General features: G+C 67.7%; 16 protein-coding genes. 7 read left to right on the forward strand and 9 right to left on the reverse strand.

Annotated elements, in window-relative coordinates; translation table 11 throughout:
* Window positions 1-28 precede the first annotated feature (28 nt).
* A complete protein-coding gene (locus CR105_RS24185) occupies window positions 29-1,021 on the reverse strand; it encodes a MurR/RpiR family transcriptional regulator (protein WP_099793015.1) in 993 nt (330 codons plus the stop codon).
* Window positions 1,022-1,159: 138 nt separating this feature from the next.
* Here CR105_RS24185 and CR105_RS24190 point away from each other — a divergent pair, with 138 nt between their 5' ends.
* Together CR105_RS24190 and CR105_RS24195 are read left to right on the forward strand one after the other, a co-directional pair.
* Complete coding sequence (locus CR105_RS24190; protein ID WP_099793017.1) at window positions 1,160-2,278, forward strand: succinylglutamate desuccinylase/aspartoacylase family protein; 1,119 nt, start codon at window positions 1,160-1,162, stop codon at window positions 2,276-2,278.
* A complete protein-coding gene (locus CR105_RS24195) occupies window positions 2,278-3,663 on the forward strand; it encodes a YfcC family protein (RefSeq protein ID WP_229414103.1) in 1,386 nt (461 codons plus the stop codon). Before CR105_RS24190 ends, CR105_RS24195 begins: the two co-directional genes overlap by 1 nt.
* 6 nt (window positions 3,664-3,669) lie before the next feature.
* Here the strand turns inward: CR105_RS24195 and CR105_RS24200 are convergent, their stop codons facing one another.
* Window positions 3,670-4,797 (reverse strand): branched-chain amino acid ABC transporter substrate-binding protein, encoded by a 1,128-nt coding sequence (locus tag CR105_RS24200; RefSeq protein ID WP_099793021.1) that lies wholly within the window; start codon window positions 4,795-4,797, stop codon window positions 3,670-3,672.
* A gap of 181 nt (window positions 4,798-4,978) precedes the next feature.
* Here CR105_RS24200 and CR105_RS24205 point away from each other — a divergent pair, with 181 nt between their 5' ends.
* The 3 genes from CR105_RS24205 (at window position 4,979) to CR105_RS28540 (ending at window position 6,764) form a co-directional block, all read left to right on the forward strand.
* Window positions 4,979-6,151 carry an MFS transporter gene (locus CR105_RS24205; protein WP_099793023.1) on the forward strand — a complete coding sequence of 391 codons (1,173 nt, stop codon included), beginning with the start codon at window positions 4,979-4,981 and terminating at the stop codon, window positions 6,149-6,151.
* Between the two features lie 175 nt (window positions 6,152-6,326).
* Window positions 6,327-6,449 (forward strand): hypothetical protein, encoded by a 123-nt coding sequence (locus tag CR105_RS29290; RefSeq protein WP_267873915.1) that lies wholly within the window; start codon window positions 6,327-6,329, stop codon window positions 6,447-6,449.
* Window positions 6,450-6,599: 150 nt separating this feature from the next.
* Window positions 6,600-6,764 (forward strand): hypothetical protein, encoded by a 165-nt coding sequence (locus CR105_RS28540; RefSeq protein WP_180288301.1) that lies wholly within the window; start codon window positions 6,600-6,602, stop codon window positions 6,762-6,764.
* A 234-nt stretch (window positions 6,765-6,998) separates the two neighbouring features.
* Here the strand turns inward: CR105_RS28540 and CR105_RS24210 are convergent, their stop codons facing one another.
* From CR105_RS24210 to CR105_RS24240, 7 genes are all read right to left on the reverse strand, one after another.
* Window positions 6,999-9,218 carry a bifunctional serine/threonine-protein kinase/formylglycine-generating enzyme family protein gene (locus tag CR105_RS24210; protein ID WP_099793025.1) on the reverse strand — a complete coding sequence of 740 codons (2,220 nt, stop codon included), beginning with the start codon at window positions 9,216-9,218 and terminating at the stop codon, window positions 6,999-7,001.
* Window positions 9,219-9,226: 8 nt separating this feature from the next.
* Window positions 9,227-11,422 carry an SPFH domain-containing protein gene (locus CR105_RS24215; RefSeq protein ID WP_099793027.1) on the reverse strand — a complete coding sequence of 732 codons (2,196 nt, stop codon included), beginning with the start codon at window positions 11,420-11,422 and terminating at the stop codon, window positions 9,227-9,229.
* A 93-nt stretch (window positions 11,423-11,515) separates the two neighbouring features.
* Entirely contained in the window at window positions 11,516-12,520 is a 1,005-nt protein-coding gene (locus CR105_RS24220; RefSeq protein ID WP_099793029.1) for a hypothetical protein, read from the reverse strand.
* Window positions 12,517-13,554, reverse strand: coding sequence for a hypothetical protein (locus tag CR105_RS24225; protein WP_099793031.1), 1,038 nt, complete (start codon window positions 13,552-13,554; stop codon window positions 12,517-12,519). Before CR105_RS24225 ends, CR105_RS24220 begins: the two co-directional genes overlap by 4 nt.
* Entirely contained in the window at window positions 13,551-14,108 is a 558-nt protein-coding gene (locus tag CR105_RS24230; protein WP_099793033.1) for a hypothetical protein, read from the reverse strand. Before CR105_RS24230 ends, CR105_RS24225 begins: the two co-directional genes overlap by 4 nt.
* The gene (locus CR105_RS24235) at window positions 14,105-15,343 is read right to left on the reverse strand and encodes a hypothetical protein (RefSeq protein WP_307189653.1); all 1,239 of its coding nucleotides are present in this window, start codon (window positions 15,341-15,343) and stop codon (window positions 14,105-14,107) included. Before CR105_RS24235 ends, CR105_RS24230 begins: the two co-directional genes overlap by 4 nt.
* A 139-nt stretch (window positions 15,344-15,482) precedes the next feature.
* Window positions 15,483-18,683 (reverse strand): penicillin-binding transpeptidase domain-containing protein, encoded by a 3,201-nt coding sequence (locus CR105_RS24240; protein ID WP_307189654.1) that lies wholly within the window; start codon window positions 18,681-18,683, stop codon window positions 15,483-15,485.
* Between the two features lie 391 nt (window positions 18,684-19,074).
* Here CR105_RS24240 and CR105_RS24245 point away from each other — a divergent pair, with 391 nt between their 5' ends.
* Together CR105_RS24245 and CR105_RS29110 are read left to right on the forward strand one after the other, a co-directional pair.
* Window positions 19,075-19,323: a hypothetical protein gene (locus tag CR105_RS24245; RefSeq protein WP_180288302.1), complete on the forward strand. Its 249-nt coding sequence runs from the start codon at window positions 19,075-19,077 to the stop codon at window positions 19,321-19,323.
* Window positions 19,324-19,427: 104 nt separating this feature from the next.
* The gene (locus tag CR105_RS29110; RefSeq protein WP_229414105.1) at window positions 19,428-20,222 is read left to right on the forward strand and encodes a YXWGXW repeat-containing protein; all 795 of its coding nucleotides are present in this window, start codon (window positions 19,428-19,430) and stop codon (window positions 20,220-20,222) included.
* Window positions 20,223-20,710: the final 488 nt, after the last annotated feature.

Here is a 20,710-nt window from a genome sequence, read left to right on the forward strand (position 1 = left end):
CTGGGTTTGAACTTCGTGATGTTGTTAACTACGTGTTGTTGTTCGTGGCGCCGCGCCGGGCGCGCTTCTTGTCGGTGCTGCCGGCGGCCGGTTCGGCGCCGACCAGATAGGCGGAAATGGCCTCGGTCAGGCGCGCCGCCTTGGCCACGTTGGCCTTGTTCGACGCCATCAGCGAAACGGCCAGCGCTTCGATCAGCGCCACCGCGGCCGTCGCGCTGCTTGGCAGGATCGGGTGGCTGCTTTCGGCATACAGCACATGGTCGCCCAGCTCGGCGAGCGGCGACGCCGGCGCGTCGGTGATCGAGACGATGCAGGCGCCATGGTCGCGCGCGAAACCGGTCAGGCGGATGACGTCGCGCGTGTAGCGCGGGAACGACAGCACCACCAGCACGTCGCGCGCGGTGATGTTGGTCAGGTGGCCGGCCGCCACTTCGGTGCCGCCATGGCCGGCCACTTCGACGACATGCTGGCAGAACGGCTGCAGGTGCGCCGCCAGGATGCCGGCCAGGTGCGACGACAGGCCGAAGCCGAGCACATACACCACCTTGGCGCGGGTGAGCTTCTTGACGACAGCGTCGACATCGGCGGCGGCCAGCGCCATCGCGGTGGCGCCGATATTCGCGCCCGCGTAGGCCAGGCTGTCGCTGGCCGGCGTGCTGGCGTCCTGGCGCCGGGCGATGCTGTTGCGTAGTTTTTCGACCGGCTGCAGCACTGACTGCAAGGTCTGCGCCACGGCGCTGCGCATGGCGGCGAAATTCTTGAAGCCGATCTCGCGCGCGAAGCGGCTGATGGTGGCGGTCGACACCTTGCAGTCGTCGGCCAGCTCCTCGATGCCAAGCGCGGTCACGCGCACCTGGTTGCGCAGCAGGTAGTCGGCGATGCTCTTGTGCGACGTGGAGCCCTCGGCCAGTATCGCCAACAGCGTGGCGCCCAGCGCCGAAGCGGCAAACGCCACCTCGGGCGAACGCGAGCCGGCGCCTGCCGGTAATGCTTGCTGCTCGATGTCGGACTGATTTTTCATGTTTCAAATGTACCCATATCAAAAACAAAACTCAACAACTTTATGTAAATTTTTTTACATTGATGTACTTTGAGAAAAAAATGATACATACTCGGCGGAGTCGAGCGACCTTCATCCAACCACCAATCCACCCCTGCCATGCAAGAAAAAAAGCACTCCTTCTGTCACCCCGCCAGCAGCAGCGGGCATCACCTGACCAGTTTCCACTTCGGTACGCCCGGCTCGGGAAAGAAGGCCTACCTGCAAGCCGCGCTGCACGCCGACGAAGTGCCGGGCATGCTGGTGGCGCAAAGCCTGCGCACCGAACTGGCCGCGCTGGAAGCGGCCGGCAAGATCCGCGGCGAAGTCGTGCTGGTCCCGGCGGCGAACCCGATCGGCCTGGCGCAGGCGATCCACGGCGCCCCGTTCGGCCGCTTCGACCTGGCCACCGGCGTCAACTTCAACCGCGCGTATATGCATGTGGCGCAAGCGCTGAAAGCATCGCTGGCCGGCAAACTGGGCCTTGATGCCGACGCCAACGTGGCGCTGATTCGCGATCACGCCATGCAAGCGGTGGCGCAGTGGCAGCCGGTCACCGACGCCGACGCGTTGAAAAAAGTGCTGCTTGGCCTGGCCATCGACGCCGACATCGTGCTCGACCTGCACTGCGATAACGAGGCGGTGATGCATGTGTACACCGGCACCCCGCTGGCCGAGGCGGCCGGTCCACTGTCGGCCTACCTCGGCGCGCACGCGCTGCTGGTCGCGCTCGAAGCCGGCGAGGAGCCGTTCGACGAAGCATGCAGCCGCCTCTGGTGGGAGCTGGCGGCGCACTTCGGCCCGGCCGTGCCGATTCCGCCGGCCTGCCTGTCGGCCACCGTCGAACTGCGCGGCGAAATGGACGTGAACTACGAGCTGGCCCGGCGCGACGCCCGCGCACTTCTCAATTTCCTCGCCCACGCGGGCGTGCTTGACATCGAGCCCGAGCCGATGCCGGCGCCGCTGTGCGCGGCCACGCCGCTCGAAGGGGTCGAGCCGATCGTGGCCCCGCACAACGGCGTGCTGGTGTTTCGCAAGAAGCTCGGCGAGACGCTGCAAGCCGGCGACTTCGTGGCCGACCTGGTCGACCCGGTCAGCGGCGCCGTCACCACGCTGGCGTGCACGCGCGCCGGCGTGTTGTTTGCTCGTACCGCACATCGCCACTTGCTGCGCGGCATGGCAGTCGGTAAAGTTGCAGGACCGGTCGCCTTTCGCGCCGGCAAACTATTGAGCCAATGATGAAACTGCGCATCCCGAATACCTTCGTTCTGCTGTTTTTGATCCTGGCAATGATCGCCCTGTCGACCTGGTTCGTGCCGGGCGGCCAGTACGATACCGTGCTGGTCGACGGCAAGCCGCGCATCCAGCCCGACTCGTTCCACTACGTCGCCAGCAATCCGCAAGGCTTCGTCGCGCTGATGCTCGCGCCCATCAAGGGCTTCGTCGCGGCGGCCGAAATCATCGGCTTCGTGCTGATCGTCGGCGGCGCCTTTGCGGTCATGCAGCGCACCAACGCAATCGATTCGATGATCAAGACGGTGGCCAAGGCGCACGGCACGTCGCCGTTCGTGCGGGCGATGATGATCCCGGTGTTCGTCACCATGTTCTCGCTCGGCGGCGCCACCTTCGGCATGAGCGAGGAGTGCATCCCGTTCATCCTGATCTTCGTGCCGCTCGCGCTGGCGCTCGGCTACGACTCGATCGTCGGCGTGGCGATTCCCTTCCTCAGCGCGCAGGTCGGCTTTGCCGCCGCTTTTCTCAATCCCTTCAACGTCGGCGTGGCGCAAGGGATCGCCGGCGTCGAACTGTTTTCCGGCGTCGGCTACCGCATGATCGTCTGGTTCATCGCCAACGGCGTCACCATCGCTTTCCTGATGTGGTACGCCGCGCGCATCAAGCGCAATCCGGCCTTGAGCCCGACCTTCGAACTCGATACGGTGCTGCGCAAGGAAAAGACCATGAGCCTGGCCGACTTTGCCGGCATGACGCGCCGCCATGGCGCGGTGCTGTGGCTGTTCCTCGGCTTCATGGGCGCGATGGTCTACGGCGTGGTGCGCCACGAGTGGAGCGTGGGCGAGATTTCGGCGCTGTTCCTGGTGATGGCGATCGTCGTCGGCGTGGTCGGACAACTCGACAGCGACCAGTTCGTCGACGCCTTCATCACCGGCGCCAAGGACCTGGTGACGACCGCGCTGGTGATTGCGCTGGCGCGCGGCACGATGATATTGGCGAAGGACGCCAACATCATCGACACCATGCTGCACGCGCTGACGCCGCTGGTGCAGTCGTCCAGCCCGATCTTCGCGGCGCAGAAGATGTTCCTGATCCAGACGGTGATCAACTTCTTCATCCACTCCGGCACCGGCCAGGCCGCGCTGACGATGCCGATCATGGCGCCGCTGGCCGACCTGGTGGGCGTGACGCGCCAGACCGCGATCCTGGCGTTCCAGTTCGGCGAATTCACCTTGCCGATGATTCCGACGTCGGGCGTGACCGTCGGCGTGCTGGCCCTGGCGCGCATTCCGTGGCTGACCTGGGCCAAGTGGATGATCCCGCTGCAGCTGATGTACTTCGTGCTGGCGCTGCTGCTGCTGATTCCACCCTGCCTGATGAACTGGCAGTAGACAGGATTACTTGGTCACCGCCAGCAAGGTGCGGTGGCCGCCCTTGAAGGTGTACAAGGTCAGCGTGCCGTCGCGGATGTCGCCGAACTTGTCGAACGCGACCGGGCCGGTGACGCCCTTGTAGCGCGACTTGGCCACCTGCGGCAGGTACTGCGCCGGCGCCGACGAACCGGCCCGCACCATCGCATCGGCCAGCACCATCACCGCGTCGTAGGCATACGGCGCGTTGATTTGCACGTCGATGCCGAAGCGCTTCTTGTAGGCCGCGCGGAACGCGTCCATGCCCGCCTTCCCGCTCGGCTCGACCCCGCCCGCTTCCGCGCACACGACCTGGTCGTCGGCCATCGCGCCGCCCGACAGCTTGGCGATTTCGTCGGAGCAGATGCCGTCGCCGCCCATCATCCTCGTGTTCATGCCCAGCTGCTTCATCTGGCGCAGCATCGGCCCGGCCACCGCGTTCATCCCGCCAAAGAACACAAGGTCCGGCTTGGCGGCCTTGATCTTGGTGAGGATCGCATTGAAGTCGGTCGACTTGTCGGTGGTGAATTCGCGCGCGACGACGCTGCCGCCTTGCGCCAGCAGCGCCTTGCCAAATTCGGTGGCCAGGCCCTGGCCGTAGGCGGTGCGGTCGTCGATGACGGCGACGCGGCGCGCATTCATGCCCTTCACCGCGTAGCGTCCCAGCGCGCTGCCAAGCTGGGTGTCGTTGGCCACTACCCGAAACGTCGTGTTGAAGCCCTGCTGGGTGTACTTCGGACTGGTGCTCGAATGCGAAATCTGCGGGATACCGGCGGTGTGGTAAATCCTCGACGCCGGGATGGTGGTGCCGGACGTCTGGTGCCCGACCACGCCGTTGACCTTCGCGTCGACCAGCTTTTGCGCCACCGTGGTGGCCTGGCGCGGCTCGCCGGCGTCGTCCTCCGGCACCAGCTCGAAGCGCACCTTCTTGCCGCCGATGGCGACAGTACGCGCATTGAGCGCTTCGATCGCCAGGCGCGCGCCGTTCTCGGTGTCTTTGCCAAAATAGGACACCGGTCCGGTGATGGCGCCGACGTGGGCGATCTTGATCACTTCCTGGGCCGACGCGGCACCGGCGACGGATAAGGCAACTACGAATACGGCGTGCTTGTTCATTGATCCTCTTGATTAAGTTTTTAGCTGATCCGAAAGATTTTATACGACATCGGCGCAGTGCGAATGCCGGCCCCGGCTATCCATGTTGCGAATATCCGATATCACCACCGAAATGCAGACTTACCCGGCATAAACATTTATAGTGCGAGGTTCCGCTCTTCCCCTCTTCCTCAAAATCACTGTGTTCAACAAAAGTCTTCTTCCGCTGGCCCTTGGCGGCTTTGGCATCGGCATGTCCGAATTCGTCATGATGGGCATCCTGCCCGACATCGCTGCGAGCCTGCGCATCACCATTCCCCAGGCCGGCTACCTGATTTCGGCGTATGCGCTCGGTGTGGTTTTCGGCGCGCCGCTGCTCGTTGGCCTGCTGTCCAAGCGGGCGCCGCGCGGCGTGCTGATCTGGTTCATGCTGCTCGTCACCGCGTTCAACACCATGTCGGCGTTAGCACCGAACTTCGAGCTGCTGATGATCACGCGTTTCCTTGCCGGCCTGCCGCACGGCGCCTTTTTCGGCGTCGGCGCGGTGGTGGCGATGCGGCTGGCAAGCGAAGGCAAGAGCGCGTCCGCGGTGGCGACGATGTTCGCCGGCCTGGCGTTCGCCAGCGTCCTTGGCGTGCCGTTCGGCACCTGGCTGGGCCACAACGTCAGCTGGCGCCTCGTGTTCATCATCGTCGCCGCGATAGGCCTGGCAACCATGCTGACGTTGAATAAACTGGTGCCGTACCTCGACCCGCCGCAAGGCGGCAGCTTCCGCCAGGACCTGCTTATCTTCCGCACGCCGCAGCTGTGGCTGGCAATGGCGATCACCTCGATCGGCACCGGCGGCTTTTTTGCCTACATCAGCTACATTGCGCCGCTGCTGATCGAAGTGACGAAGTTTTCCGCCAACACGATTCCAATGGTGATGATGGTGATCGGCATCGGCATGACGACCGGCGTGCTCCTTGGCGGCAAGTTGGCGGACCGCGTGGCGCCGCTGCCGGCGCTGCTGATGCTGCTGTGTCCGATGGCGGCAGTACTGTTGCTCAACGGCGTGATGATTGCGTCGCAGCCGGCGATGCTGATGCTGGCGTTCGCCACCGGCGCCATCGCGCTGGCGCTCGGGCCGCCGATCCAGATGCTGCTGATGGAGCATTCGAAGGGATCGGAGATGCTCGGCTCGTCGCTGGGCCAGTCGGGCTTCAACATTGGCAACGCGCTTGGCGCCCTGCTCGGCGGCGTGCCGCTCACGCTTGGCTACTCGTACGTGGCGCCGCAATGGGTCGCCTGCGGCCTGGCATTGTGCGGGGTGGCGCTGGTGCTGCTGATGCTCGGGCTCGAAGGCAAGCAAAGGATGGCTTCGGTTCCGGCCTGAATCGTCGGAGCTTTAGTAGCATCGGCATCATGACCTTCCTCGATGGGGACCTGACGCGATGAAAATGACAATCTCGACAATGCTGCCTGCCGGCTCGCTGCTGGCCTCCAACGCCTGAGCGGCTGTCGTTCCGGCGCCGGTTGCCGACCACCCCCAGCACCTGTTCAGCCCGGGCGTGGCGGCGATGATCGCGCCGCCGGCCACCACGCCGGTCGTGTTGATGGCCGCCGACCTGATTGCGCTGCTCGACAAGGCCGGCATCCAGCACGCCACGGTGATGTCGACCGCCTACATGTAGCCCCCCCAACCGCACTGTCGACGACGAATACAACAAGGTAAAGGCAAAGAACGACTGGACCGGCGCGCAGGCGGCGCTGTACCCGGACCGGCTGCGCGCATTTTGCGGCGTCAACCCGCTGCGCGACTACGCATTGAAAGAAACTGAACGGTGCGCCGCAAGCCCGACGTTGAAGCACGGCCTCAAGCTCCACTTCGGCAACCGCGCATCGAGCTGGAAAAGCCAGAACACCTGGCCCGCATGCGCGAAGTGTTCAGCCTGGCCAACAAGCACCGCATGGCGATCGGCGTACTGGCGGTAGCATGGCAGAGCTGACAGTTGGCATCAAGAAAAGCCGGATCTGTTCATCAAACGTGTCTATAACCAAACGGGTCTTGACACCTGCCGAGATGTGCGTGATGACTGACTCTATCCGTGCGTCAGCGTCGCCGTCTGAGCGGGTCTGTTGAGTGAGTTGGTCGAGCTTCGCTTGCAGTCGATCGGCGTTCAGCTTGAGAATGCTGATGGTGGTGGTGCCTTAGAGCGATTTAAGAGGTTCTGTTAAGCGTGCTAGATCAGGTTGCGCGCCACGCGGAAGCCGACGATGTCGTTACCCAGCGCCGCCGAGAACCCATTGCGCAGCGCCGAGCGCAGGTAGCGCGGGTTGTACAGCCATGAGCCGCCACGCAGAATGCGGCGCCCCTGATCGCCGCCCTCTTCCCACGCGCGGCCGGTGTTGGGCGCGCCATCGTAGTTATCGTGCACCACGTCCTGCATCCACTCCCACACATTGCCGTGCATGTCGTACAGCCCCCACGGATTGGGCGGGAACTCGCCGACCCGGCTAGTACCCTGCCGGTAGACGCCTTTCGGGCTGCCGTTGTAGCTGTAATTGCCGTCGTAGTTGGCCAGGTCGGTGCTGATGGTGTCGCCGAAGTAGAACGCCGTCTTGGTGCCGGCGCGGCAGGCGTACTCCCACTCCGCCTCGCTCGGAAGCCGGTACACCTGGCCGGTCATCGTGGTCAGCCAGCGCAGGTACAGCTGCGCGTCGTGCCAGCTCACCCCCACCACCGGATGGTCGTCGGCCTGCGCAAACCCCGGCGCGGCCCAGTTGAATTGTCCCTGCGGCTGCCAGTCGGTCGCCTCGACGAACTCGCGCCACTGGCGCACCGTCACCGGATAGCGTCCCATCGCGATCGGCTGCTCGATACCGACCCAGTGCTGCGGCGTCTCGCGGTCGAGCCACGGCTTTTGCGAGCCAGCCTCCATCGCCTTTTTGCGTTCGTGCTCGGGCGAGCCCATTTGGAAGCGCCCGGTCGGAATCAGCACCAGGTCGGGCCCGGTGCCGGAGCCATCTCGATAGCGGTCGCGCAGCACGCCTTCGGCGTCGGCCACCGGACTATTCGCGCTTGGCAGCAGCGCCGCCAGTTCGGCTTCGGTGCGCGCCGCGATCGCGGCGCGGGCGCGCTGCTGCTCGGCGCGATACGCAGCGGCGGCCTTGGCCTGCAATGCCTGGCGCTGCTGCTCCTCATTTTCCAGCCGCGCCTTTTCGGCGTCGGCTGCGCGCCGCTCCAGCAGTTGCAGCCGCAGCGCGTCCTTGCGTTCGCGCTTGGCGACCTCGGCCGCGGCGCGATCGGCTTTTTCTTTTTCGCGCCGTTGGCGGTCGCGGATCAGCTGCGCAGCGGCAGCGGCTTCGGCGTTAGCTTTCCGCTGGGTGTCCAGCTGCTGTTGGCGTTGTTTTTCTTCGGCGCGCTCGGCCGCCTCGCGCGCCGCTACCTCTTGCGGCGTCGGCCCCTTTGCATGCATCAGCTGGTCGAGCAGCTCGGCCACCGTGCCGGGACGCTGCGCCGGATCGAGCGCGAAGCCGTTTTGCAGCACCTTCCACTGCCAGCCAGTCAGCGCGGCCGGCTGCGACGGATGAAGCGCCGCCGTGCGCACGCCATCGAACGGCATGCGCCCTTCGACCATCTGGTAAATCATCACCGCCACCGCATACACGTCGAGCGCGCGCGACGGCTCGCCCTGGTGGACGCCGGCCTCCGGCGCGCGGTAGCCGGCGGTGCCGGAATTGGCCGGCGCCTCCAGGCCGATGCTGCTCGCGCTCGAACGGGCGCGCGCGGCGATGCCGAAATCGAGCAGCTTGATTTCGCCTATTTGGGTGACGAACACATTGCCAGGCTTGATATCGCGGTGCACCAGGCGGTGCTTGTCCCACGCGTACTGCAACGCCTCGGCGACCGGCGCCAGCAACTGCGCCGCGCGCTCGAGCGTGATCGGGCCTTCGCGCGCCAGCAGGCTGTCGAGGTCTTCGCCTTCCAGGCATTCCATGATGATGAAGTAGCTGGCCGTGGCCGGATCCTGCGCCCACTCGTAGACGCGCACGATGTGTTCGTGCGCCAGCCGGCGCGCCTGGGTCGCTTCCTCGATCAGCAGCTTGGCGTGAGTCGGACTCATGGTCAGCTGCGGCGGCAGGATCTTGATCGCCACGCAGGCGCTGTGACCAAGTTCGGCCTGGGTCGCCAGGTCAAGCGCCTGCCATACCTGGCCCATGCCGCCCTGGGCGATCAGCCGTTCGAGCTTGTAGCGGCGGTTTTGCGGGCCGATTTCCTGGCCCACCATCAGGCCGATCTCCGTCCCCTGGCGCACCGGCGGCGGCGCATTGATGCCTCCCGGCGGCGCGTACTCCGCGTCCAGGATGGCATTTTTGCGGCTGTCGAATTCCTGCTGGCTTAACAGGCCGTCTTCATGCAGGGCGCGCAGTTCGCGGATCTTGTCTCTTGCTGTCTGCATCGTTCCCGTCAAGTTTGAAGGGCCGCGCCGCACTGCGCGCAAAAACGGTCGCCCGGTTGCGCCGCGTGGCCGTTGGCGCAATAGCGCACCGTCGGCGCACGCGTCGCTTGCGCCACGCCGATGCCAAGCTCCGACTGCGACGCCAGCGCCGCCTTGTTGACGTCATTTTGCAGGTTCAGCAGGTCGAGCTGGTGGCGCCGGTCCTTGTCGACCTCGGCGTCGCGGCGCGCGCGCTCCTGTTGCCCGTGTTCCTGCGCCATGCGCGCGGCGTCCTGCGCGCTGACGCTGTTGGTCGCGCTCACCACGCCGGCCAGCGCGGACAGCTGCTGCGGGCTCATGCCGGCATGCACCTGGGTTTTCATGTAGTCGGCCAGCGCCGCCGCATTGGGCGCCGCCGCCAGCGCCACCTTGGCCGTGTCGCTCATGGCGCCGATCGTCTCCACGCGGGCGATTTCGATGCGCGCCATGTCGGCCTGATGGGCCAGGTGGGCGAACTTCTCGTCGCGCTCCAGTTCCAGGCGCCGCAAGTCCTGCTGCCATTCGGCTTCCTGCGCCTGGCGCTTGTGGTTGTGGCGCGCGTCTTCCGCTTCCAGCGCCAGTTGCTGCGCCTGGCGCGACGCAACGCCGTCGGCGTCGATGGTACGCAGCAGTTTTTCGTACTGGGCGATGGATTCGGCCTGGGCGCCTTCGCGCCGCATCGCTTCGAGCTTCTGGTTCGCTTCTTCCGCCAGCAGCGAGCCGCCGCGCAGCAGCTCGCGCTGGCGTTCCAGCGCGACCTGGTCTTCCCACTCCTGCATCCGCTCGGCTTCGCGCTTGTGCGCGGCATTGACCAGCGCGAGCGCCTGCCATTTGTTGGTGTGCTGTTCCGCTTCGATGTCCGACTGGCGCTTGGCGGCTGCCTGGCCGACGCCGTGCAGGCGCGCCAGCTCGGCGCGCTTGCGCGTCTCGTCTTCTATCAGCATCGCCTGGGCGACCTTGTTGGCGATCTGCTGCTGCAGCAGCTGGTGCGAAAAATGCTGCTGCGCCAGCTGGCGCGCTTCGGCCGACTGCTGCTGCGAGATTTCCAGTTCGGTGCGCATGCGGATCTGGGCGATGTGGCGCAGGTGCGCCCATTCGGCCGACTCGTCGCCGCGCGCCGCATTCTTCTTGGCCAGCTCGTGTTCTAGTTCGGCCAGCACGTCGCCGGCGCCGCGTTCGAGCGCTTCCTTGCGGTTCTTCGAATCGACGATGCGTCCGTACAAATCGATTTCGCGCGCGCGGATAGCTTGCACGCGCTCCGAACTTTGCAACGACAGTTCGGCACGTTCGATCGTCTCGTCGTGGCGCAGTTCGGCCTGGCGGTAGCGGATGCGCCCTTCCTGCTCCTCTCGGCGCATGCGCTGCCACTCGGCGTCGTCGTACAGCTGGTCGAGCTGCTTGGCGTGTTCAAGCTGCACGTTGCGCTGGTCGGCCACCAGCCACAGCGTGCCGATGCGCTCGCGGTGCTCGTCGAATTTTTCATGGCGCAGCCTTAGCGTGTCGACCTGCTCGACCGCCAGGCCGTACTGGGCCAGGCGCATCTTCAGTGCGCCCTGCAGGCGTTCGTCGAGCTGTGCACGCAGTTCCGGATTGCGCGCCATGTCGCGCAGCGACTGACCGGCGACGAATTCGGCGGCCAGCTGGCGCACCGACGGCGCCAGCAGCTCGCGCAGGTGCTCGGTGGTGACGGTGCCCGGCAAGGTCATGAAGTGGCGCGCAAAGGCCGGCACCTGCTCGATGCGCACGTTGACGGTGAAGCCGGCCGAAATAGTCAGGTGTTCGGCCGTTTGCAGGTCGTCGAACTCGAACTGCACCGGCAGCGCGGCGCTGCGGGTGATCAGGATTTCGGCGTGCTGGTTGCGCAGCAGGTGATTGAGGCGCCAGAAAAATCCTTCGATCTCGTATTCGCCCTGCGGCACCTCGGTCGCCTTGTCGCCTTGAAGGATATACGCGCGGGTGGTGGCCGGCACGCGCAGCGTCTTGACGAACAGGCCGGAGAGCTGGCGCACGCCGAAGAACACCGCGAACTCGTTGGGAGCGGGAATCCAGCGGTTCTCGCGCAGCACCGGTTCGTTGCGCGGGGCGCCGAGCGTCAGGCCGCACTGGGCGCAGTAACCCGATTCGTCGGCATTCTTGTGCTCACAGCGCGGGCATGTGACGCCGCCAAATCCAAACATCTGGAACATATTCCAACTCCTGGTTATTCAATCGGCACAGCTCTTGTTGGTTTTGTGCCCCCGCCTGATTCGATTCTAGCAGGGGCAGGCGCTTTACATGGTTCAGATGATGCCGATGCGCTCGACGCAGGCGACACTGGCGCCCTTTTCGCGCACCGCTTGGGCGAAGCCGGCCGGCAGCGCGCTTTCCCACGCCGCCGGCAGCACGATGCGGTCGCCCGCCACCGCGTCGCGCAGCATCAGCGCGCACTTCGGCTCGCAGCCGTCGACCGCGTCGACCCGGCCGGCATGCCACGCGGCCGAACAGCCGGTGGCGATCACGCGCCCGCGCGGTAAAAATTCGCGCCCGCGCGCGATGCGGTCGGCCGTTACAAGCGCCAGTTCGAACGAATTGCCCTGGAAGCGCGGCTGACCGAAGCGCACCACGCTCCTCCAGCGGCCAAGGCCGCGGGCGTCGAAGTGGCGCGCGCCGGCCAGCGCGCGGCGGACCGCCAGCTGCTGCGTCAGGTCGAGGCCAGGCACCGCGATCGCGTCCTCCTCGTCGCCGTCGGCGCGCGCCAGCGGATACACGCTGACCTCAACCCAGCACAGGCTGTCGTTGATGCCGCCGCTGTGCAGCGGGAACCAGGCGCGCGCCGACGACACGCTGGCGGCCGGGTCGGGCTGGCCGGTCAGCATGCCAAGGTGGGCCAGCCCTTCCGGCCCGCCCAGCAGCGCGTGTTCCGGCGCGCCGGCGGTGTCGTGGCCGGCGATGCGGCCCAGTTGCCAGGCGTCGGACCAGCCGTTGGCCAGCACCGGCGCGGCCGGCTGGAACACGCCGCGCACGATGCGGTCGGCCAGCACTACGGCCAGTTCCCAGTCGCGTTCACTGGCCGGCGGCGCGCGGTCGATGCTGACAACGACCTGGTCGCGGCTGTCGAAGCGCGGCTCGGTGTGGCGCGCCAAGCGCACCACCTGCAGCATGCGCTCGGCCAGCGCCGGCGCACCGGCGGCGCTGCACTTGACGTCGGCACGGTTGGCGCGCGCGCGGCGGGTGGCAGTCACGGCCACCAGTGAGCCGTCGGCCAGCATGCTTTGGCAAACGGCAGTGTCGGGCAGCGCGATCATGGCTCCTCGCTTTCGGCCTGCGCCAGGCGGCGTTCGGCCGTGTCGTATTCAAGATTGGCGATGATGCGTTCGGCGTCGTCGAACAACACTTCGAGCTGCGCGGCCTGCGCGACCTGAAGGCGCGACAGCATCGCCCACGCCTCGTCGAGCGACTCGACAGCCCGGCGGCTGTGGCCGATCCTGCGCTCTTGCTGCGGCGCCGCGAGCGGTACGCCGGGCGCGGCCAGTTCGAGCGCCGGCATCGTCCCCACCGACAGGCTGACCAGGTCCAGGCGGCGCAGCAGGTCCTGGTGGCGGCGGAACAGCTGCTGCCCCTGCGGCAGCACCGCCGCGCGGAACGCGCACATCACGCAAGGCAGTTCGAGGAACAGGCGGCGCAGCGCGCGCGCGTCCGACAGCGGCGCGGGTGCAGGCGCCGGCGCAGCCATGGCGATCAGCGCAGGTTCCTCGGCGATCGCGCGCGCCAGCAAAACCTGGGCGAAATCGACCGCGTCGCCCAGGTCGACCGGCACGCATTCTTCGACCGTCACGCCGAAGCGCAGGTACAGCAACTGGTTGAAGCCGGCGCGGAAGGTGTTCCATTCGGCCAGCGACGTGCATGGCGGCAGGTCGAGATTGCCCTGCGCCAGCTCGCGCTGCAGCGCCGCCTCGATCGCCATGGCGAACGAACCGAGGGCCAGCGCGCCTTCCGCCTCGCTGGCGAGGAACAGGTCGAAGCGCTGCTGCGCCACGCGCGGATCAGGGCTGTCGACGGCGAACGCAACACGCAGGCCAATTTCCGGCGCGGCGGCGAACGGCGTCAGGTCGGCCGCATACGGGCCGGGATGGAAGGCGAAAGCGGTTTCGCCGCAGCCGAGCGCCAGACGGCTGCCTTCGGGCGCGCGGCGGGGGCGCCCGCCGCGGTCGATGACGACCGCGCCGCAGCCGGCCGGTATGGTGCAGCCGGAGCGCAGCGGCATCGCCACCACGCCCTTGCCGAGCGCCGACGTGTCGACCGCGGCGGCGCGTTCAGGCCATTTGAAGATGTTCTTCATCGTCGGTCCGCCTTGACCGGTTGCACTGCGAAGGCGGCGCCGGCTTGCTGGAAGTGCGGCGCCGGCGCGGTGCCGAACGGCCAGGCGTTCTCGCACTCGCCATCGGCATCGAGCTGGCCTTGCAGGATGATGGCGCCGGCGCCGTCGACCACGCGCAGCATCGGCTGATCGCGCATCAGCTGCGGCGCGAATGGCGCGTCGGCCGCCAGTTTGAGGATGACCTGCCAGCTGGCCCCTTGCGGCAGGAAATGCAGGGCCCAGTGACCGTCGTCGGTGGCCAGTTCGCCCAGCGGACCGCTGCCCGAGGCGGCGCGCAGCATGCCGGCGCTGCCGGTCCATGCCGGCGCCGCCCGGTCGATCGTCAGCTGGCGCAGGCGGCGCATCGTCAGCGGCGACAGCGCCAGCGCGGCGCGCTCGTTCGGGTTAAGCGGGCGGCTGCCGTCCAGCGCGGCGCCAAGCACGTCGTCGGCCAGCATCAGGCGGTCGCCTTCGACGCGGCGTGCCAGCAGCAGTTGTTCGCGCAGCTTGCGCTCGAGGCCATCGGTGGTATTCACATCATTCTCCTTGACGGTTGTGCCGCCGCCAGCAGGCTGGCAATGGCGGCGTCGCGCCGTTTGCGCAGCGTCGGCAGCGATATCTGGTCCAGCGTGGCCAGTTGCTGCATCGTAGGCAGCTCGCCGGTCGCCGGATCGAGCCATTCGGCCGGATAGCTGTCGTCCTGCGAGCCTAGCATCTTGAGGTACACGGCAAGGCGCACCGGCAGCGAATCGGCGGCCATCGCCTGCACGCTCCAGCTGCCGCGGTCCTGCGCACCTTTTGCCAACTGCATGAAGCGGGGGGGCAGTGAAACGCCGACGGCGATCAGGCCGATACGCTCGTCGTCGTCAGGTTCCGGATCGCGCTCCTCGCTCGCTTCGTCGTCGCCGGCGGGCAGGATGCGGTCCGGCTCCGTGCTGGCCGCCTGCTCCGACTCGTCGAACACGCGCGCCAGGTCGTCCAGCCAGGCGGCAGCTTCGATCGTGTCCTGCTGCCAGTCGCCGTCGCGGTTGGCCGACAGTTCCTCGTATTCGCCGATTTCGGCGAGCATGGCGCCTATTTTATCCGGACTGTTCTTCAGGCTGGAAAAGCGCTTGGAGCGCGTATGCAGCGGCCCGGCGGCGCCGGTAAAGCGTTCGCGCGATTCACTCCAGCGGATCACCCAGTCCGCCTTGCACAGCGCGATCGATTTGAGCTGGCGCACCTCGATCGGCGCGGCGGCCGCGTCAACCGGCCAGCCGAGGATGGCGCCAAGCTGCTCGGCGTGCTGCTGCCAGCCGTCGAAGATGCGGGCGATGTCGCCGTACGCGGTGTCGAGCATCCGGTACGCGTAGATTTTGTTGGGGCTGCAGCTGCGGCCGCACGCGGCCTGGTAGTTGTCTGCATCGACCTTGTCGCGCAGGACGGCGTACATGTCGTTGACCTTCTTGCGCAAGATCGCTTCGCCGCCAGCCTGCTCCCAGAAGGCGCCGATCCTGGCATGTTCATTGGCGACAGCGGCGGCAAACGCGGTCCAGTCGGCAGGCCGCGCCTGCAGTTCGAACAGCAGGCCAAGCGCCAGTTCCAGCACGCTTTCGCCGTAGCTGTTGCCGGGCGCGGTCGCGCGCGAAGAGCGGCGCGCGGCGCGCAAGGCGCCGGCAGCCAGGTCGATGTAGTCGTCCAGCGCCTCTTGCGCGCCATCCGGGTCGAGCAGGCGCGCCGGCATCGGATGGGCGAGCGCCGGCAGGGAGCATTGTCCCAATAATTTGCGCACTTGTTCCCACCCGTGCTCTTGATACCGGGTTCCCGGCAGGCGCATACCTTTCCTCGTCGTGTCGATGGCCGCCCGCCGCAGCGCGGGCATAGCAAAATCATGCCATACAACTGCGCCGGTGCAGGCGTGTTTTAAGCGCCTATTTACCCTTCTGTTCCGTATTCCGCGCCAGGCTCGGGGCCAGCGCGGCGGCGACGATCGGCGCGGCGTGCTCGCCGCCGGTGGTTTCCGAGTGACTGACAAAGGCGGCCACCGCCAGCCGGTGGGTCTGCCCCGGCAGGCTGCCAGGCTCCAGCCAGCCGGTGAACCAGACCGTGGCGGCGGCGCCGCTCGGGCCGGTCGGCGACGTGCCGGTCTTGCCGGACAGGCCACGCCGCAGCGGCTCCAGGCGCGCGCCGCGGAAGGCGCCGGCGGCGGTGCCGACATCGACCACGCCCTTCATGCCGGCGCGGATGCGGTCGAGCCGCACGCCGACCGGGGTCATCGCCGGGGACGACGCCTCGCGGCCATCGAGCGACAGCAGCAGGCGCGGGGCGATCAATCTGCCCTGCCCGACGGCGCCGGCGGCGAGTGCCATCTGCAGCGGCGTGACCTGCATGCGCAGTCCGATCGACATCTGGCGCAGCTCGTGGCGGGTGTGGATCGGGTCGATCTGCGAGGCGCTCGCCTGCAGCGCATCCCACGTCGACCATCTGTAGTCGGGCGGCAGCAGGCCGCCATCGAGGCGCAGCGCGTTGCCAAAACCGAGCCGGCGCGCCATGCCGACGATCGGCCGCACGGCGTCTAGCGCGCCCACTTCGAGCGGCTGCAGATCCGGCGCGCCGCCTTCGGCGCGGCCAAACAGGCTGCGGTCGCTCAATTCGCCGGACCAGGCGAACCAGGTATTCAGGCTGTACGTCAGCGCCTGCGCCAGGCCAAGCCGCCCATCCTGGGCGCGCCGGTCCAGCTGCTGGTCCTTGTAGTTGGTGATGTGCGCCAGCCTGGTCGCGGTCGGGTAGCTCGGCGAATCGGTCTGGAAGGCGAAGCCTTTTTCGCGCGCCATGCGGTTAATCGCCGGCAGCGGCAGGCCGGCCAGCAGTGCTTCGACCTGCGGATCGCGCCGCGCGGCCTGCTCGAGGCCGAGCGCGCTGATCACCTTGAAGGTCGAGCCGGGACTGGAGTGGGCGCCGCCGTCGTGCTGGAAGGCCGGCAGGCGCAGCGGGCTGCGGGCCGGGTCGGTGCTGTCGAAGTTGCGCACGTCGTTCCAGTTAGCGGCGGTGACCGGCGCGCCACCGGCGCCGGCGGCGGCGAGCACGTCGCCGTTTTCGGCGTCGAGGATGACGATGCCGGCGCGGCGTCCGGCCGGCGGCGCGCGGCCGCCGCTGCAGGTCTTGCCGTTCCACTGGCCGCGCCGCATGCCGATGCAGTCGAGCGCACCCTGGCTGGCTGCCTGCAAGGCCAGGTCGAGCGTCAGCCTGGCCGCATGCGGCGAGCCGTCCGGCGACGGCAGACGGGCGAGCATACCGGCGACGCTGCCGGCATGCTCGGCGCGAATGCCGAGCAGCGGCGCCAGCCCGGCGTCGAGCGCGGCCTGGGTCGGGGCGCCCCCTTGCCACAGCGGGGCGCCGTTGCGGTCTTCCAGCGTCACCTGGGCGGCGGCGGGCGGGCGGGCCATTGCCGCAAGTGGCGTCAGTGGCTGCCAATCGAGGCGGCCGCCGGCCACCCGCAGGTGGCGGTACTGCTGGTCGCCTGGCATCGCCAGCACGGTCATGTCGAGCGGCGCGACGTCGATGGTCACGCTGCGCGCACCCGGCAGCAGTTCGAGCGCGACAATTTGGGCCGCGTCGCGCGACGGACAGGCGCGCCCGCTGCAGGCGCCCTGCGGTTCGCCGCGCAGCCGTGCGCCCTGCACTGCGCCGGCGCGCCCGACCAGCATCAGCGCCAGCGTTTCGCCGCCGCGCGCCGGCTGCGGCAAGGCCAGCGACAAGCGCGCGGCGGGACCAGCCTCGGGCCAGGCGGCGATGCGCGTCCACGGCGCCCATCCCTGCTCGACGCCGGCGAACAGGCGCGCCGACGCCACCGGCATCGCCGCCGTCGTCGATGCGGGCGCGCCGCCCACGCTGGCCTGCCATTGGCCGCGCACGGCACCGGAGGCACTGCGCCAGGCCAGCAGGCGCCGCTCGCCATTGAACACGCGCACCTGATCGCGCACGTAGTCGCCGTCGGCCATGCGATACAGCCGCTTGAGCAGGCGGACGTCGGCCTGGTCGAGCTTGACGTGGTCCCAGCTTGCCAGCTGGCCGGCGCGCTCGGGCAACGGCGCGGCGCGCCACGCCGCCAGGTCGGGCGGCACCAGCTCGGCCAGGCCAGCGGCGCCGAGGCGCAGCATGCCGCGCTGGAGCAGCTGCTGAAACAGCGCCTGGTCTTCAAGAGCGCGGCCGGTATCGGCCGGCACCTGGTAGCTGCCGGCGGCAAGCCATGCATTGACCGGCGCACCGCTGGCCGGGTAGGCGGTCACCAGCGCGCGGGCGGCCGACGGTCCGGGTGCGGCGCGCACGATCTGCACCAGCAGTTCGCCCGCCTGCGGGCAGGCCGCACTGGCGCGCCGCTGGATATGCATGGCCGCGTCGGCGCGCCACACCAGCCAGCCGTCGCGCCGCAGCGCGACCTGGTTGTGCGCGCCCTGCTCGACTTTGCCGCCGGCGGCGTCGCCGATCCAGCTGACGGTGTTGGCGCGGCTGTCCCAGCGCAGCTGCAATGGCTGGTCAAAATCGGCGGTGGCGTTGCCGCTGACCTGCACCTGCGGCATGTCGCCGTCGCCCGGTCCGTTAAAGGCGATATTGCGCAGCGTGACCGGACTGGCGGCGCCGTCGTTGCGCGCGACCCATCGGGCGACGTCGTCGAAGCCGTAGCCGATCCGCACCGGCAGCAGGCGTGCGCCGTTGCCGCCCATCTGGCTGCACAAGTCGATGCGCAGTGCCGGCGCGCTACGCATGCCGGCCGCCACCAGCAGCGCGCCGCCGGCGTGCGGCGCCAGCGTGATGCCGCCCTGTTGCGGAACGATGAAAACGGCCCCCGGCAGCGCAGGCTGAAAGACGACGACGGCGCGGGCGCCGCCGGCCGAGCCAGCGGCGCCGGCCAGGCTGCGTGCATGGCTGGCGATCAGGATGGCGCCGCCGAGCGCCGCGGCGACGCCGGCCGCAGCGATCCAGCGCACCGCCACTGGACCGCGCGGCCGAGCGAACGCGCCGGCCCAAGCTGCCACCGGCGCAGGCCGGGAACGCTGCGGCACCGGCCGCGCGCCGGCATGCATATTGCGCGTGCGGCGCCAGGCGATGCGGCGCGCGGCGGCTGAGTTCAAGAGTCTGCGGATCAAGCCTGGCATTGGTTCCCCGTCTGTAGCGGGCCGCGTATGCACCTGCGCACGCCGCCCGCACAGCTTTAGCGGAGGGCCGCAGAAAGGCTCAGTGGTGCCAACCACCGGGGTCAGTGCCGGCAATCGCAAACGAGCCCGACAGTACCACCGGGGTCAGTGCCGGCAATCGCACACGACCTCGACTGTTTGGCACTGCCCGCGGGGTTGGACCGCCGCGGTTTGGAGGCACGCGAAAGGCTGCGTCAGCTACGTCGGTTGGTCGCCGTTTTTTGCAGGTCGCGCCGCCGATCCTGCGGCTCGTCGCAATCGCATGGCGCCGCGCCGCCCCAATGGCTACAGTGACTCCATCGAAACGCCACCCCTGAAAGGAACTACCATGAACATCCTGAAAAACTTCGAAGCGGTATTCGTCGTCGCCCTCGGTGTCGCCGTGGCCGCATGCGGCACGGGTTCTGACTCGTCTATGGCGGCGGCAAGCGCGCCCCAGGCGATGGTCGCAACGCCATCGACGATGGCGGTGGTGACGGTGTCGGCCAAGCGCATGAGCGCCGTCGAAAAACAGCGTTCGCTGGAAGACGAGCGCCGGCTGGCCAAGCAAGGCAGCGCCGCCGGCAGCCGCATCTAGGGCCAGTTCGCGCAATCTGTTTCAGTTGTAAGCAACTGCTTCATTCCTCCGTGACGACGGTTCAGCTTGCTATATTGAATCACACGTTCGAAACGGAGATAAACATGAAACGCACACTGACCCTCGCAACAATGATCACGCTCGGCGCCGCAGCCTGGATGCCGTTGCCATCGATGGCGCAGACCGGCTTTAACCTGGTCATCAACTCGGCACCGCCGCCGCCACGCTTCGAGTCCGCCCCGTCGCCGCGCCGCGGCTATGTCTGGGCGCCAGGCTACTGGAACTGGGACGGCGGCCGCCACGTCTGGCTCGGCGGCCACTGGGAGCCGGAACGCAACGGCTATCAGTACCGCTCGCACGAGTGGGTACGCGATGGCGGCGGCTACCGCCTGAGCAGCGGCGGCTGGCAGCCGATGGCGCAAGTCCGCTACGACGACATCCGCATTGCACCGCCGGCGCCACGCTACGAGCGCCTTCCGCGCTCGCGTGACGGCTACGTGTGGCAGCCTGGCTACTGGAACTGGCGCGGCAACCGCTACGAGTGGACCTCGGGCATCTGGATCGCCGAGCGCCCAGGCTACGTGTACTCGCAGCCTAACTGGGTGCAGCGCGACGGCCGCTGGTTCATGGAACCGTCGCGCTGGAACGCCCGTGGCCGCGATCGCGACCGCGACGGCATCCCGGACCGCTATGAGCATGGCCATGACCGCGACCGCGATGGCGTGCCAGACCGCTACGAGCGCAACGGCCGCCGCGACACCGACCGCGATGGCGTGCCGGACCGCCGTGACGCCGACCGCGATGGCGATGGCGTGCGCAACAGCCGCGACGCCGACCGCGATGGCGACGGCGTGCGCAACGACCGCGACGAGCGTCCGGACAACCCGCGCCGCTACTAAGCCGGCAGCCTGAATTGACGACCCGACCGCTCACGCGGCGGGTCGTTTTTCTTGTGCGCCCAGCATGGGCGCACTCCTGTGGGTGAAAGTCCCGCCGCGAGCTGACCACAGCGAGCGAAGTGAAGCGCAACTGCGGAAGAGTAATCAACCGTGGAGAGGAAGCGTGGAGCATAAATCACGAGCCGAGGAACACGAATCGCATAGAAGGCGCTGCCGAGCAGGGCGAGCGGGCGAGTAACCGCGAAGCTCTTGTGGTCAAGGCGAAGTGGCGTAGATGCGGCGGTTGTGTGATGAAGGAGTGCGGCCCTTACCTGGGGACGCCCTGCCTTACGTCTGAAAGGACGGCGGCCATGCCGTAGCAGGGTCTCAGCAGAGGTCATAGTAGTTGGTGGTAGCGCCGGGAAGGCTCGACCCCACCGACGAAGGACCGAACGAGTAGGAGTGTTGTCCGGCATGTCGATACAACAGGCAAAGCGTCAGATGCCCGC

The sequence above is a fragment of the Massilia eurypsychrophila genome (assembly GCF_002760655.1).
GTDB lineage: Bacteria > Pseudomonadota > Gammaproteobacteria > Burkholderiales > Burkholderiaceae_D > JAFCUW01.

Bases quoted from the DNA above. Each gene is read 5' to 3' on its own strand.
- CR105_RS24195 (WP_229414103.1), top strand. From the start codon at position 2,278: ATGAAACTGCGCATCCCGAATACCTTCGTTCTGCTGTTTTTGATCCTG.
- CR105_RS24185 (WP_099793015.1), bottom strand. From the start codon at position 1,021: ATGAAAAATCAGTCCGACATCGAGCAGCAAGCATTACCGGCAGGCGCC.
- CR105_RS24220 (WP_099793029.1), bottom strand. From the start codon at position 12,520: ATGATCGCGCTGCCCGACACTGCCGTTTGCCAAAGCATGCTGGCCGAC.
- CR105_RS24210 (WP_099793025.1), bottom strand. From the start codon at position 9,218: ATGCAGACAGCAAGAGACAAGATCCGCGAACTGCGCGCCCTGCATGAA.
- CR105_RS24215 (WP_099793027.1), bottom strand. From the start codon at position 11,422: ATGTTCCAGATGTTTGGATTTGGCGGCGTCACATGCCCGCGCTGTGAG.
- CR105_RS29110 (WP_229414105.1), top strand. From the start codon at position 19,428: ATGAAACGCACACTGACCCTCGCAACAATGATCACGCTCGGCGCCGCA.
- CR105_RS24190 (WP_099793017.1), top strand. From the start codon at position 1,160: ATGCAAGAAAAAAAGCACTCCTTCTGTCACCCCGCCAGCAGCAGCGGG.
- CR105_RS24245 (WP_180288302.1), top strand. From the start codon at position 19,075: ATGAACATCCTGAAAAACTTCGAAGCGGTATTCGTCGTCGCCCTCGGT.
- CR105_RS24200 (WP_099793021.1), bottom strand. From the start codon at position 4,797: ATGAACAAGCACGCCGTATTCGTAGTTGCCTTATCCGTCGCCGGTGCC.
- CR105_RS24225 (WP_099793031.1), bottom strand. From the start codon at position 13,554: ATGAAGAACATCTTCAAATGGCCTGAACGCGCCGCCGCGGTCGACACG.